Below are 15,319 nucleotides of genomic sequence, written 5' to 3'. Positions count from 1 at the left end.
TTAACAATTTTACACAATGCAAGTTACGTATACTTTTTAGTACTACATAATACAAATCAAATCAAACAATAAACAAAGTTTTTAACAATGCTTACCTTAATTTTTTGTAGATATTAAGCAAATTTAACGTGGAACCGTCATGATCATCAAAAGCCTGATTATCAAACTCTTTTAAAATTTTATTTGCCAGTTGCTTTCCTAACTCAACTCCAAACTGATCATAACTATATATATTCCAGATTATTCCTTGTACAAATATTTTATGTTCATACATAGCGATTAACTTACCTAAGCTTTCTGGTGTAAGCTTTTTAATGAAGATGGTATTTGTTGGCTTATTACCTTCAAATACTTTAAATGGTGTTAATTCTTTTATTTTTTCTACTGAAAGGTTTTGACCTTCAAATTCTGATTCAACTTCTGCTTTTGTTTTACCATTTAACAACGCTTCTGTTTGCGCAAAATAATTAGACATTAATTTATCCTGATGATCTTGATTACCATGTAGTGACTGAGCAAAACCAATAAAATCTGCTGGAATTAATTTAGTTCCTTGATGAATTAATTGAAAGAATGCATGTTGCGAATTTGTTCCTGGTTCTCCCCAAATTAATGTTCCTGTTTGGTAATTAACAAGATCACCATTACGATCAACACTTTTACCATTACTTTCCATAATCCCTTGCTGCAAGTACGTTGCAAACTGAGTTAAGTATTGTGTGTACGGTATTACTGCTTCACTTTCAGCATTAAAAAAATTATTATACCAAATGCTTAATAAGGCTAAAACAACTGGAATGTTTTGATCAAAGTCTGTACTTTTAAAATGCGTATCCATTTTATTTGCTCCAGCTAAAAGCGAATCAAAATTTTTGTAGCCAACAGATAAGCTAATTGTTAATCCAACTGCACTCCATAACGAGAAACGACCACCAACCCAATTCCACATTGGAAAGATATTATTTTGATCAATCCCAAACGCTTTTACCTTTTCAATATTAGTAGACACTGCTACAAAATGTTTTGCAACATCCTCTTGTTTAGCATGCTCTAAAAACCAAGTTCTGATAGTATTAGCATTGGACAACGTTTCTTGTGTTGTAAATGTTTTAGATACAATTACAAATAAAGTTGTTTCTGGATTTAAAGTTTTTAAAACCTGGTTAACATGATCTCCATCTACGTTACTTACAAAATGTGTTGTTAAATGATTTTTATAATATTGAAGCGACTCCACAACCATAGCTGGTCCTAGATCACTACCACCAATACCAATATTTACAATATCTGTAAAGGCTTTATTTGTATATCCTTTTAGTGCTCCAGAAATTACCTGATTAGAGAATGTTTCAATTTTTTGTTTTACTTCAAAAATCTCAGGCATTACATTTTTGCCTTCAACTAAAATAGTATCTGTAGCTTTAGCACGCAATGCAGTGTGCAACACCTCTCTACCTTCCGTTTTATTTATGACTTCTCCAGAAAACTGAGACTGAATAGCGTCTTTTAACTTAGTTTCTTCTGCTAATTCTAGTAGTAAGTTAATAGTTTCAGAAGTAATTCTGTTTTTTGAATAGTCTACATAAAAATCTTCCCAATTAATGGCCATTTGATTTGCTCTATCATTATTTTGAGCGAACAAATCTTTCATTTCTAAACCTTTTACGTTTTCAAAATGTGCTTGTAATTTTTTCCAAGCTTTAGTGGTCGTCGGGTTGATTGAAGGTAATGCCATTACTTAGTATAAGTTATTGAGTTTTTAGAAGTTTCTTGAATATCTAAAATTTGATTTTCGTCAATTGGAAGGATAAATTCAATCCCATCTAATTGCGTTTTAAGTGGTTTTACAAATTTTAAATATTTAGCTTTTAAGCTATCCGAAATCGCTTCGGCTTCTGGTAATTTTTGTTTAAATGGATCTACTTGTTTTCCGTTTTTCCAAAAACGGTAACAGACATGTGGTCCAGATGTATTACCTGTCATACCTACATAACCAATTACATCTCCTTGTTTAACAAAATCGCCTACTTTAGCTTTACGCTTACTCATGTGCAAGTATTGCGTGCTGTAGGTCGAGTTGTGTTTAATTTTTACATAGTTACCATTTCCACCACGTTTTGCAGATTCAATTACAGTCCCATTTGCGGTTGCTCTAATTGGTGTACCAATATTAGCTGCAAAATCAGTCCCTTTGTGTGGTCTTACGCGATTACCATACAAAGCAATTCTACGGTTTAAATTATATCTAGAAGAAATACGTTTATACTCAACAGGTGCTTTTAAAAAGGCACGTCTTAAGTTTTTAGCATCTTCAGTAAAGTAATCTTTAAGTCCTCTAACTGTATCTGTTTCAAATTCGAATGCATAAAAATCTTCTCCGTTGTGCTGAAAGTAAGCTGCCTTAATATTATCAATTCCAGCATAAATACTATCATCGATATATTTTTCGGTATAAATTAATCTGAATTTATCGTTTTTTTGAAGTCTAAAAAAGTCAATCGTCCAAGCGTAAATATCAGACATTTTATAAGCTAATAATACACTTTTACCTTGCTTTGCAAAAGCTTCAGATATATTAGACTCAATAACTCCTGAGACTTCTTTTTCTACAAATTTTATAGGCTTAGTGCTTGAATAGGCATGAATTGAATCTTGAAAATTGATTACGACATAGTCCGTTTTAGTAGGTTGATATATAAAACATTTTGGTTGTTGAAGCGAATCGTTTGAACATAACAAGGTGTAAGGTTTTCCGATTTGCAATCGTGTAATATCAAAACTATCCTTTGTTTGTTGTGCTATTTGAAATATTTTAGAATAATCTATTTGGTTACGTTGAAGGATTTCGCCAAAGCTATCACCTTTTCTAATGGTATCACGCTTAACAACATAGTCGTTAAGTTTAAAACCAAACTCATAAACCTCTTCAGGCTCAATAACCGAAACAGTATCTATTGGTGTTTTATCTTCTTTTTTACAACTAATTATTACTAAAGCAAAAGCTAGTAATATTAAACATTTTTGCCCCAATCTTGTAATTCTTGTTTGCTCCATAAATCTGGAAAAAATATTCGTCTTTGATACTTTGGATGCATGTATTTTACCCATTCACTTCCTCCTGTTGCTTCTGCAGTTTTTCCACCAATATTTAAATAGTGATTTGCAGTGTTATAATGTGCCATTACCCAAGTAATATTTACTGTGTAATCGTAATGACGCATTGCTTTGATTAAATCTTTATCTTCTCTAACGTCTTGTGGTAAACTTTTAAAGATAGTCCACAAATTATGAGTGTTATAGAATTCTGCAAATCTAATAAATTCGTCTTTGTATTTGGCTTCAAAAACTGTTAATGTATAGCTTTTTTTGCCTGTTTTATAATCCTTTCCTGCTGCTTGCCAATATAAATGTTCAAAAGCATGCTCAAAAGACGTGTTTCTGTCTATAGTTTCTCTAAACCTATTATCAATAAGGTTAATCAACTCGGTTGAAGCAAATTCAATTTTACGATATTGTGCAGACTGAAAACCACTTGCAGGAGTTAAGGAATTACGAAACTTATTATACTGTTCGACATCCATTCCATCTTTCATTACTGTAAACGAAGATGTTAATACATCAAAATAGCGACTGATACGCATGATTTTAGTTTCAAAAAAAGAAGCTGTTATATTTTCTTTTTTTGCGACTTGGTCAATCTCCCACAAAATCATTTTAAACAACAACTCATTTACCTGATGGTACATTAAAAAGACCATTTCGTCTGGCAAGGTTGTGCGTTGTACTTGTAAGTTTAAAAGCGCATCTGTTTGAATGTAGTCCCAATAATCGATAGGCTTACTATGCAATAAACCCTCTAAATGTGTATTTACATTTTGATCTAATGCGTTATATTTATCTTCTAACTGGTTGGTTATTTTTTGGTCTACACTCATGCTTTAATTAGTCTACAATAATTTTGAAGCTGTGCTTTAATCCTTTATAGGCTTCTAAATCTGCTCTTAACGATCCCACAGCTAAATCTGCTTTAATACGTAAAGGTATTTTATTTTTATCATTAGACACCCAAAGTGTTAAACTTTCTTCTTCTTTAAAAACACGTCCAGCCATTACATATGGTCTAAACATAAGTGTTTCAACAGTTCCAAAGTTTGTACTTAGGTTTTCTTTTCCTAAAAATTTTAGCTTAAAACCATAGTTTTCTTCGTCAAAAAACATATCCAATTTAATTTCGTCCCCAACTTTAAGTGTACTTGTATCTAATTTATTTCTTAAATAATAAAATGTAGACACCATATCTTGTACATTTGGCTTTGTTGTAAGTGTCTTTTTTGTATCGTGTTTTTTGTTATAAACTAGCGCTTTTTTATTGGCTTGATCAAACTCGATTTCGATATTTTTTTTGTGACCACCTTCATCAATATCTCTGATAAACTTGTATGGCAAAATTGTGTTTTTATCAAAATAACTTTCGTAACGATCCTCTACTTTAAAAAACCATTTAATCATTCCGGTTGTCCAACCTTTTCCAACAACATGAAATACTGGTTTTCCGTTTAGTGTTGTTTCTTTTACTTGAAGGGTAGCGTTACCAGCTTTCATCCAACCACTATAGCTCATCTTAAATTTAAACCATTCGCCATCTTTAAAAGCAGGTTCTTGTTGGAAAGCAAAAGATATGCTAGCGGTAAATATTGCTAATATTATAAGTATTTGTTTTTTCATAACTATTGTAATTATATAACTTAATTTTTAAGTTACAGATTATATTATAACTTATAATACAATTACTATTCCAAAAGTATAAAACAAAAAAATGCCATCTGAGTATTTGATGGCATTTTTTTGTTACTAAACTATAAAGTTTTGTTAAAGTGTTCCTCGTTTAGCTTGCTCTCTTTCAATAGATTCAAACAACGCTTTAAAGTTTCCTGCTCCAAAACCTTGTGCTCCCATACGCTGTATGATTTCGAAAAACAGTGTTGGTCTATCTTCTACTGGCTTAGTGAAAATTTGAAGTAAATAGCCTTCCTCATCTGCATCAATCATAATTGATAGCTTTTGAAGCTCACTGATATCTTCTTTCATCATTTCCATATGCACACCTAAACGATTTGGTATATCATCATAATACGCTTGTGGTGGTGGTGGTAAAAACTCGATACCTCTTGCTTTAAGCTGAGATACTGTTTTTATAATATCATCCGTTGCTACTGCAATGTGTTGTACTCCTGATCCTTCGTAGAAGTCTAAATACTCCTCTATTTGAGATCTTTTTGCAGCTTTTGCAGGCTCGTTAATTGGGAATTTGATACGTCCATTACCATTACTCATTACTTTAGACATTAAAGCTGAGTATTCTGTATGGATTTGCTTGTCATCAAACGATAAGAAATTAACAAATCCCATAACATCCTCATACCATTTTACCCAAGTATTCATTTCTCCCCAACCTACATTACCAACCATGTGGTCAATGTATTTTAATCCAACTGGCTCTGGATTATAGTCGCTTTTCCACTCTACAAATCCTGGTAAAAATTGTCCATTGTAGTTTTTACGCTCTACAAACATGTGTACTGTTTCTCCGTACGTATAAATTCCAGCTCTTACTACTTCACCAAATTCGTCTTTTTCTACGACTGGTTCCATGTATGATTTTGCACCACGTTTTGTAGTTTCTTCGTAAGATTTTCTAGCATCTTCAACCCATAAAGCTACAATTTTTACACCATCACCATGTTTTACAATATGATCATTAATTGGTGACTTACTGTTTAATGGTGTTGTTAGTACTAAACGAATTTTGTCTTGCTTTAACACATAACTTACTGAATCTTTTGATCCTGTTTCCAACCCTCTGTAGGCATGAGATTGAAAGCCAAATGCTGTTTTATAAAAATGCGCTGCTTGTTTTGCGTTACCTACATAAAACTCTACATAATCTGTTCCTAAAAGTGGCAAGAAATCTTGTGCACCTTCAAATATTTTTTCTAAACCGTAGTCTACTGATTTTACTTCTTTTTTACTCATAATACTTTATATAGAAGAAAGAATATAGCAACAAGAACAAAAGATTATGTGGTTATTAAATAACACTTTAGTAGTCTTTTAAAATTCTTGAATTTTTAATTCGATCTTAATTAATTATTGTTTTGAAATCTTTTTTAATTTTAATGCTCTAGCCACGATTTGTAATAGTCTTCGTCTGCTATTTTAAGTGCTTCCTCAGTTACCATTAATGGTTTAAACGTGTCCACCATTACTGCTAGCTCGTCTGTTTTTACTTTCCCGATGCTACGCTCTGTTGCTCCTGGGTGTGGACCATGTGGTATTCCTGCAGGATGCAAGGATATGTGTCCTGCATCAATATCGTTTCTAGACATAAAATCTCCGTCAACGTAATACAATACCTCATCACTATCTATATTACTATGATTGTAAGGTGCTGGAATACTGTCTGGATGATAATCGTACAGTCTTGGCACAAAACTACAAACTACAAATGTATCTGTCTCAAAAGTTTGATGCACTGGTGGTGGTTGGTGGATACGTCCTGTAATGGGCTCAAAATCGTGGATTGAAAACGCGTATGGATAGTTGTAACCGTCGTAACCCACTACATCAAAAGGATGTGTAGCGTAAACCATTTCAAAAATATCGTCTTGCTTTTTAACTTTCATTAAAAAGTCTCCTTTTTCGTTATGTGTTTCTAATTCTTGTGGTTGTCTTAAATCACGCTCGCAAAATGGCGAATGCTCTAATAATTGTCCAAACCAGTTACGGTAACGTTTGGGTGTGTAAATTGGTCTTTTAGACTCGACAATAAATAAACGATTGTCCTCAGTGTCAAAATCCATTTTATAAATTACACCTCTTGGTACTAATAGATAGTCTCCGTATTTGAAGTCTAGGTTACCTAGGTGTGTGCGCAGTTTTCCGGTACCTTTGTGGACAAAAATAAGCTCGTCTGCGTCTGTGTTTTTATAAAAATAATCTGTTGTTGATTGTTTTGGTGCTGCTAAAATGATACTACAATCGCTGTTTATAAGTACTGTTTTACGAGACTGTAAATAATCGTTTTCTGGTTTGACTTGAAACCCTTTTAAACGGTAGGATTGTATATGGTTTTTTTTAGCAATTTTTGGTGCAACACTGTATTGTTTTTTAATTTCTTTTACTTGTGTTGGTCTATGCTCGTGATAGGAGTTTGTTGACATACCGTCAAATCCTATGGTACCAAATAACTGCTCTGCGTACAATGTACCGTCCGCTTTTCTGAACTGTGTGTGTCTTTTTGGTGGTATTTTTCCTAGTTTATGATAAAATGGCATTTTGTTATAGTTTTAAATTGAAAAAAATAACGTCTAAGAAACTTGTGACGCTTTACTAAATGCTTAACAAGGAAGAAAGATCACTCTGGATTACGCTTAATCAAGAATTTTAAATGTGATAGTAAATCGCTCCAAATTGTCTTCATAGTGTAACAAATATCGTAAAATTTTATGAGTTTAGGAAGTGTTTTTAAATTGAAAAAAAGACCATTGCGTCTAACCTTGCGTTAAGGGTAGTAATGGCATCCTTTTTTTGCTGCCATATATGGCAAAAAAAGATATAATGGATGACCTGGTTGTATTTAAACCCTTAAAGGTTTAAGTACAAAACGCCCAATTAAAACCAATACCCTAAGTTAAAAAACCAATAGCTTTGTTTAGTCTCTGGAGAGATGGTGTACTTAGCTTCTATGGGACCCAAAAAGGATTCAAACGAATAACCTACTGCGTATCCTGAATATTCTGGCCATGAAAACCAATCTGTACCATCATACAACCTGTCTTCTACATTGGCATAGTTTGCTGCTACCATTATGTGGTTTTTAGGTAAAAACTGATAATCTAAACTTATGGTCCCTTTGATGTAAGAATCTGCTGCTATGGACAGAAAATCGTATCCGTAAAAGGGTTTAAAATTATTAATGAAATTATTACCATAACCACCTAAGACAAAGTCTAAAAAGCGATTTGCTTTGGGATTAATTTTAAATCCTCCGTCTGAACCTAGATTAAATGATAATTTATCGGATACTTTGAAGGCATACCCTAACTCGGCTTTTAGAATTGTAAATGGAGAAAATGTGCTTGAAAAATCTGAGGAATACACATAGTGATTACCTTGCGCAGAGAAAAGCACGCCTTCTGTCGGGAAGTATTTACTATCGTAGGTATCGTATTTTAATTCTCCAAAAAGACTGACATAGTTACTGTTTTCAAAAAGTGTTTCTGTTTCATCTTCTGAGGATAAAATAGTTTCGGTTTTTACTCTTAATTTTTTATGCTCAACACCAAGTGATAATACTAAATCATTTCTAAAAAGGGTTTGTAGGTAAACTTGGTTATTAAAGTCTGAGAGCTCGGCATTTATTTTATTTATGCCTGTATTAATTTGTGTTGGTGTTAAAAATGCGTTGGCTACAATGCCTTGACTAAACTCGTTATACCTTGATTTTAAACCAACACTCCAATATATCCCTTTATCTATAAAGTAATCCAAGTTATACCTAACGTGGTCACCTATTATAAAATCCATAGACACTACATCGTTTTTTAATAAAAATTGCTTTTTAGTTATGTTGGCCAAAATTGCACTTTTATATAAATCATCGTAGTGTAATCCCAATTTTAAAAAGGTTGTTTTTTTAGTTTCGGACACATTGGTAATTATCTTGTAAGTATTGTCTTGTTCTGGTTTTAACTCGTAAAAAAAGCTATCAAAGTTATTGGTTGCAACAATATTGTTAGCGCCTTCTGATAGGTCGTTGTATGAAATTTTGCTGTAAGGTCTGATTTTTAATTTTCCTAGGATGTAAGATCTTGTGTATTTATCTATTCCGTTAGTTTCTATATAATTAATTTGCAAACTATCTGGAGACAGGTCTGTTTGCTCTTTACTTGGTGTGTAATGTTGCTTTGCTTTTAATTGTTTTAAAATATCTATTTCTTTTTTTGCAGCAACTTCTCCATTATGAATTATTTGATTTCCGTCATCAAAAGACACGACATTAAATTTAGAAATATCTGGTTTAATATAAATATCAGTCATTTTAGACTTGATTTTCATGTCATTAATGGTTCTAAAATTATTTATCTGAAATAAAATTTGTGGTGCTGAAGACAGATCTGTTCTATTAGCTAATCCGTCTTGTACGTCTACACCAATAATAATATCCATGCCTTTTGCCTTTAACTCTTTTATTGGGTAATTATTTACAACACCACCATCGATTAACAATTTACCATCAATATCTACTGGTTGAAATAATGAAGGAAAAGCTCCTGATGCTTTAACTGCTTGTGGTAAATTACCTTTATCTAAAATAACTTGCTGACCAGTCTCTACATCTGTAGCAATACAGAAAAAAGGTATTGGTAATTTAGAAAAGTCGTCCTCACTACTTACATGAAGCAATAATTTTGTTAATAAATTAAAGGTGTTTTGCCCTTTGGATAATGCTGTTGGCAGCTTTACTTTAAGATGATCAAAGGGTAGTGTTATTGCGTATCTTTCTGAAATTTCTCTTTCATAGGTTGACTTAGCTGATCTTGGGATATTATCATTTAAAATGTCATCAAAATTTACGCCTTTAAAAATAGAATCTAATTGTTTACCTGAATATCCTGAAGCATAAAGTGACCCAATAATTGCTCCCATACTTGTCCCAGCAATATAGTCTACCCTAATCCCTAAACTGTCTACAACTTTTAAAACACCAATGTGAGCAAAACCTTTGGCTCCACCACCACTTAATACTAGACCAACCTTTGGCTCTGCAACTTGTGTATCTTGCGCGTTAAGATTGGTACTTAACGCTAATAATGTTATAATTATAATGTATATCTGCTTCATTCTTTATGGTAATAATTATAAATTTTTGTTGCTCTAGAATTTCCGACAACCTCTTCTAGCTCGTCAATTTTAGCATTTGAAATTCGTTTTGCGGACTTAAATACTTTTAATAATTCTACAATTGTTTTTTCTCCAATACCAGGAATGGTTTCCATTTCTGTATTTAATGCTTGTTTACTTCGTTTGTTACGATGATGCTCTATCCCAAAGCGATGGGCTTCATTACGTAACTGTTGTATTATTTTTAGCGTTTCTGATTTTTTATCTAAATATAAGGGAATTGGATCGTCTGGATAGAATAATTCTTCTAATCGTTTTGCAATTCCTATAATGGCTATTTTTCCTCTTAACCCTAAAGCATCTAAACTTTTTAAAGCTGAAGATAATTGTCCTTTTCCTCCATCAATTATTATCAATTGTGGTAAAGGTTGTTTTTCTTCTAACAAACGTTTGTAGCGTCTAAATACCACTTCTTCCATTGAGGCAAAATCATCAGGACCTTCTACTGTTTTGATATTAAAGTGACGATAATCTTTTTTACTAGGCTTTCCGTTTTTAAACACAACACAAGCTGCTACTGGATTTGTCCCTTGTATGTTAGAGTTATCAAAACACTCGATATGTCTTGGCTCTTCTCCTAATCGCAAATCCACCTTCATTTGTGCCATGATACGATTAGCATGACGATCTGGATCTGTAATTTTTACCTGTTTAAAACGCTCTAATCTGTAATATTTAGCATTTCTAACGGATAAGTCTAAGATATGTTTTTTATCTCCTAATTGTGGAATAGTTACTTTTATATCTTGACCTAAATCTACTTTAAAAGGTACGTAAACTTCTTTAGACCTTGAGTTAAAACGTGCTCGGATTTCTACAATTGCTAATTCTAGTAAGGTTTTATCTGTCTCGTCTAACTTCTTTTTAATCTCTAAAGTATGTGACCTAATTATTGACCCATATGATAATTGCAAAAAGTTAATATAGCCATGACCTGCATCACTAACTATGGAAAACACATCCACATTGCTAATCTTAGGGTTTACAATAGTAGATTTGGCTTGATAGTTTTCTAGAACCTGAATTTTTTCTTTAATTTTTTGGGCTTCTTCAAACTGCATGTCTTGCGCATATTGGCTCATTTGTGCTTTAAATTCGCCTAAAGATTCTTTAAAATTTCCTTTTAAAATTTCTCTAATTGCCTTTATGTTTTGGTTATAACTTTCCTCATCCTCATAACCTTCGCAAGGTCCTTTACAGTTCCCTAAATGGTACTCTAGACATACTTTATATTTTCCTGACTCGATTTTGCTTTCTGCCAAATCATAATTACACGTTCTAATCTGATACAAGCCTTTAATTAAATCTAATAAGGTATAAACCGTTTTAATATTGGTGTAAGGTCCAAAATATTCGCTTCCATCTTTTATATAGCGTCTTGTACTAAATACTCTTGGAAAACGCTCTTTTTTTATACAAATCCATGGGTAGCTTTTATCGTCTTTTAGTAAAACATTATAACGTGGTCTATGTTTTTTAATTAGGTTGTTTTCTAATAAAAGCGCATCTGTTTCTGTCTGTACAACAATGTGTTTAATGTTAGCAATACGTTTTACTAAAACTCTAGTTTTACCATTTTCGTGAGTTTTTGTAAAATACGAACTTACTCTCTTCTTTAAATTTTTTGCTTTACCAATGTATATTATTGTACCTTCTGTATCAAAATACTGATAAACTCCAGGTGATTCTGGAAGGGTTTTAAGTTGTACATCTAAAGAAGTTTGACTCATCTTACACTTTAAAATCGAAGAAAATTGATAGTTATTCAAAGGTAATTATTTAAAAACAACTTAACCTTTATCACCTAAATTTTAACCTAAAAATAAATTAATCACGCCTAGTTATTTAGTACCTTGCACCTCTTTTTAAACTTTACAAATGACAAAAAAAACCATAGGAAGAACAGACAAAATTAACTTTCCAGTGTTAGATCTTTTTGAAATAGACTGCAAAATAGATACAGGTGCTTACACGTCTGCAATACACTGCTCTCTGGTAGAAGTTAAAGAAGATGGCTTACATTGCACATTTTACAGCAAAGGTCATCCTAATTTTAATAGTAAAACTAAAGTTTTTAAAGATTACACTTTTACTGATGTAAAAAGCAGCAATGGTTTTGTAGAAAACCGTTATAAAATAAAAACAGATGTTGTTTTTTTTGGTAAAACATACAAGATTAACTTAACTTTAAGCACAAGAGACGATATGAGATTTCCGGTTTTAATTGGTAGACAGTTTTTAAAACGAAAATTTTTAGTAGATGTCGATATACAAAACCAATCCTTTAACTATAATAAATAAATGAACATTGTAATTTTATCTAGAAACGCTAACTTATACTCCACAGACCGTTTAGTTGAAGAAGGCGAAAATAGAGGCCACAAAATAGAAATAATAGATCCTTTAAAATGTGATATTATTATTGAAAAAGAAAAACCAACCATCTACTACAAAGATCGTTATTTAGATTATGTAGATGCTATTATACCACGTATTGGTGCTTCAATAACCTTTTATGGTTGCGCTGTGGTAAGGCAATTTGAAATGATGAATGTTTTTACAACAGCATCTTCTGAAGCTATTTTAAGATCTAGAGATAAGCTTAAAAGTTTACAAAGATTAAGTAAAGCCGGAATTGGAATGCCAAAAACGGTTTTTACAAACTACTCTAGAGACGTTGAAGAAGTTATAGAACATGTAGGTGGCGTGCCAGTAATTATTAAATTACTAGAAGGTACACAAGGTTTAGGAGTTGTTTTAGCAGAAAGCAAAAATGCTGCCGAATCTGTTTTAGAAGCCTTTAATGGTTTAGAAGCTAGAGTAATTGTTCAAGAATTTATAAAAGAAGCTAAAGGTGCTGATTTACGTGCGCTTGTAGTTGACGGTCAAGTTGTTGGAGCTATGAAACGCCAAGGTAAGGAAGGTGAATTTAGATCTAATTTACATCGTGGTGGAAATGCACAGATTATTAAATTAAGTGAAGCTGAATTAAGCGTTGCAATGAAAGCGTCACAAGCATTGAAGCTACCAGTATGTGGTGTTGACATGCTACAATCGGACAGAGGTCCTTTATTACTAGAAGTTAACTCTAGTCCTGGTTTGGAAGGTATTGAAAATGCTACAGGTAAAAACATTGCTAAAAGCATTATTAATTACATTGAAAGAAATACCAAAAAATAATTGATGCAAACAAACGACGTTTTAGAAATTTTAGGTGAAGCTATAAAACCTGGTCAAAGTGCAGAGGTCAGTTTTAATGTTGCTAAGTTACATACAAGAACTCCAGTAGATGTTCCTATTATTATAGAACGCTCTAGAAAACCTGGTCCTACTATTTTATTTACAGCAGGTATACATGGTGACGAGATTAATGGTATTGAAATTGTACGACAACTAATCTCTAAAGGGATAAATAAACCTAAAATTGGTACCACAATTTGTATTCCTGTACTTAACATTTTTGGTTTTATAAACATGGCTCGCGCTTTTCCTGATGGTCGTGATCTAAACCGTGTGTTTCCTGGAGTAAAAAATGGGTCATTAGCCAGTCGTGTGGCTTACGAGTTGATACATGAGGTTATACCACATGTAGATTTTATAGTAGATTTTCATACAGGAGGTGCGTATCGTTTTAATGCACCACAAATACGTATTGAAAAAGGCAGCGAAGATGATGATGTAATGGCCGAAATATTTGGAGCACCATTTATTTTATATTCTAAAAACCTTAATAAATCGTTTAGAAACGCGTGCAACAAATTAGGAAAACCCATCTTACTTTATGAAGGTGGAAAATCTTTTGATTTAGACAATACGGTTACTAATACAGGTGTTAATGGTGCAAAACGCATCATGAATCATTTTGGGATGTTACGCAGACAATTTAAGGTTACAGAGCCTAAAAAAGAGTGTGTTAAAATAACCGAAAGCTCTTGGATGCGTGCTAAACACTCTGGTATGTTTAAAGCTACTATAAAAGTTGGTATAGAGGTTAAAATAGGTGATGACATAGGAAACATAACAGATCCTTATGGTAAATTTAATCACTTTGTTAAAGCAAAACACTCTGGTTACATAATTAATATTAATCAATCACCTATTGTTTATCAAGGTGACGCATTGTTTCATATCTCTACAGAAGTCTTAAAATAGTTTAAGATGAAAAAGATTGAATTACGAAAAAAATATAAATCAGTAAGACGCTTACTTAATCAAGATCAAATTGAAGCACAAAGCATTACTATTGCTAATCAGTTACTAACCCTTCCTATTTGGGATTATAGTTTTTACCATTTATTTTTAACTATTACATCACAACATGAAGTTAATACCGATTATATTTTAAATATCTTATCAGGAAAGGATAAAAACATAGTTGTTTCTAAAAGTAATTTTACCAACAATACGTTAACCAACTATTTGCTAACAGACGCTACCACATTTAAATTAAGTGATTATAATATCCCAGAACCAATAGATGGCATTGAGATTTTAAACCATAATATAGACGTCGTATTTGTACCGCTTTTAGCGTTTGATTTAAAAGGAAATCGTGTAGGTTATGGTAAAGGATTTTATGATAATTTATTAGCGTCTTGCAAACCCAATACCCTTAAAGTTGGCTTATCCTTTTTTGAAGCTGAAGCTGAAATTAAAGATGTTTTTGATGGAGATATCCCTATGGATTACTGCGTAACTCCGAAGCAGATTTACAAATTTTAATCTTGTTCATTTTTAGGAAATGCTTTTCCGTTAAAGAAAATTAATATTCCAAAACCAATACTAATTGCAACATCAGCAATATTAAATACAGGTTCAAAAAACGTAAAATAATCACCACCAATTCCTGGAATCCATTCTGGTAAATAACCTTTCCATAACGGAAAGTATAGCATATCTACAACCTTACCATGTAATAAACTATCATAACCTTGACCAGGTAAAAAAGAAGCAACTTGACTAATACTGTCTTCAAACATAACACCATAAAACACAGAGTCTAAAATATTACCTAAGGCACCAGCAAAAATAAATACTAATGCTAATATTAATGTTTTAGATTGTTGCTTTTTGATAGTATTAACTAACCAATATCCAATACCAATAATAGCAAAAACCCTAAATACTGTCAGGCTTAATTTTGCTGTTCTATCCGTCATAAATGGTAAAATATCGCTTAGTTTTGTTCCCCAAGCCATACCACTATTTTCAATAAAATAAATTTTAAACCAATTAAAAACAGTTACATCTTCGCCTAAAACAAAGTGTGTTTTTACGTAAATTTTACTTATTTGATCAATAAGTAAAATAACAAAAATTAATGCTGTGGCTTTTTTGAAATTCATAATCTAATTAA

Annotated in this window: 13 protein-coding genes; 4 read left to right on the top strand and 9 right to left on the bottom strand. The window is 32.2% G+C overall.

What is annotated here, in order from left to right:
- Positions 1-91: 91 nt before the first annotated feature.
- From pgi to uvrC, 8 genes are all read right to left on the bottom strand, one after another.
- Complete coding sequence (gene pgi, locus AC0L3M_RS13420; RefSeq protein ID WP_473431094.1) at positions 92-1,735, bottom strand: glucose-6-phosphate isomerase; 1,644 nt, start codon at positions 1,733-1,735, stop codon at positions 92-94.
- On the bottom strand, positions 1,735-3,054 hold the full coding sequence (locus AC0L3M_RS13415) for a M23 family metallopeptidase (protein WP_292943288.1): 1,320 nt from the start codon (positions 3,052-3,054) through the stop codon (positions 1,735-1,737). The genes pgi and AC0L3M_RS13415 overlap by 1 nt, the downstream gene beginning before the upstream one ends.
- On the bottom strand, positions 3,012-3,935 hold the full coding sequence (locus AC0L3M_RS13410; RefSeq protein ID WP_473431093.1) for a tryptophan 2,3-dioxygenase family protein: 924 nt from the start codon (positions 3,933-3,935) through the stop codon (positions 3,012-3,014). The genes AC0L3M_RS13415 and AC0L3M_RS13410 overlap by 43 nt, the downstream gene beginning before the upstream one ends.
- A gap of 7 nt (positions 3,936-3,942) precedes the next feature.
- Positions 3,943-4,725 (bottom strand): DUF3108 domain-containing protein, encoded by a 783-nt coding sequence (locus tag AC0L3M_RS13405; RefSeq protein ID WP_473431092.1) that lies wholly within the window; start codon positions 4,723-4,725, stop codon positions 3,943-3,945.
- Between the two features lie 144 nt (positions 4,726-4,869).
- Positions 4,870-6,033, bottom strand: coding sequence for a 4-hydroxyphenylpyruvate dioxygenase (gene hppD, locus AC0L3M_RS13400; protein ID WP_339808068.1), 1,164 nt, complete (start codon positions 6,031-6,033; stop codon positions 4,870-4,872).
- Positions 6,034-6,173: 140 nt separating this feature from the next.
- Positions 6,174-7,334, bottom strand: coding sequence for a homogentisate 1,2-dioxygenase (locus AC0L3M_RS13395; protein ID WP_473431091.1), 1,161 nt, complete (start codon positions 7,332-7,334; stop codon positions 6,174-6,176).
- A 337-nt stretch (positions 7,335-7,671) separates the two neighbouring features.
- Positions 7,672-9,903 carry a patatin-like phospholipase family protein gene (locus tag AC0L3M_RS13390; protein ID WP_473431090.1) on the bottom strand — a complete coding sequence of 744 codons (2,232 nt, stop codon included), beginning with the start codon at positions 9,901-9,903 and terminating at the stop codon, positions 7,672-7,674.
- Positions 9,900-11,693, bottom strand: a complete 1,794-nt coding sequence (gene uvrC / locus AC0L3M_RS13385; protein WP_145005647.1) for an excinuclease ABC subunit UvrC — start codon at positions 11,691-11,693, stop codon at positions 9,900-9,902. Before uvrC ends, AC0L3M_RS13390 begins: the two co-directional genes overlap by 4 nt.
- 148 nt (positions 11,694-11,841) lie before the next feature.
- Here uvrC and AC0L3M_RS13380 point away from each other — a divergent pair, with 148 nt between their 5' ends.
- From AC0L3M_RS13380 to AC0L3M_RS13365, 4 genes are read left to right on the top strand one after another with little or no spacing between them, the layout of a single operon-like run.
- A complete protein-coding gene (locus AC0L3M_RS13380) occupies positions 11,842-12,264 on the top strand; it encodes an ATP-dependent zinc protease family protein (RefSeq protein WP_145005644.1) in 423 nt (140 codons plus the stop codon).
- A complete protein-coding gene (gene rimK / locus AC0L3M_RS13375; protein ID WP_145005641.1) occupies positions 12,265-13,143 on the top strand; it encodes a 30S ribosomal protein S6--L-glutamate ligase in 879 nt (292 codons plus the stop codon).
- A gap of 3 nt (positions 13,144-13,146) precedes the next feature.
- Positions 13,147-14,115 carry a succinylglutamate desuccinylase/aspartoacylase family protein gene (locus tag AC0L3M_RS13370; RefSeq protein WP_473431089.1) on the top strand — a complete coding sequence of 323 codons (969 nt, stop codon included), beginning with the start codon at positions 13,147-13,149 and terminating at the stop codon, positions 14,113-14,115.
- A 6-nt stretch (positions 14,116-14,121) separates the two neighbouring features.
- Positions 14,122-14,685 (top strand): 5-formyltetrahydrofolate cyclo-ligase, encoded by a 564-nt coding sequence (locus AC0L3M_RS13365; RefSeq protein WP_473431088.1) that lies wholly within the window; start codon positions 14,122-14,124, stop codon positions 14,683-14,685.
- Here the strand turns inward: AC0L3M_RS13365 and AC0L3M_RS13360 are convergent.
- Positions 14,682-15,308, bottom strand: coding sequence for a lipoprotein signal peptidase (locus AC0L3M_RS13360; protein WP_473431087.1), 627 nt, complete (start codon positions 15,306-15,308; stop codon positions 14,682-14,684). The two genes, AC0L3M_RS13365 and AC0L3M_RS13360, sit on opposite strands and share 4 nt — an antisense overlap.
- Positions 15,309-15,319: the final 11 nt, after the last annotated feature.

Source organism: Olleya sp. KJ81-1, from assembly GCF_055808135.1.
Note: the sequence above shows the minus strand (reverse complement) of the source record. Positions and strands in the feature narration are given on the sequence as shown.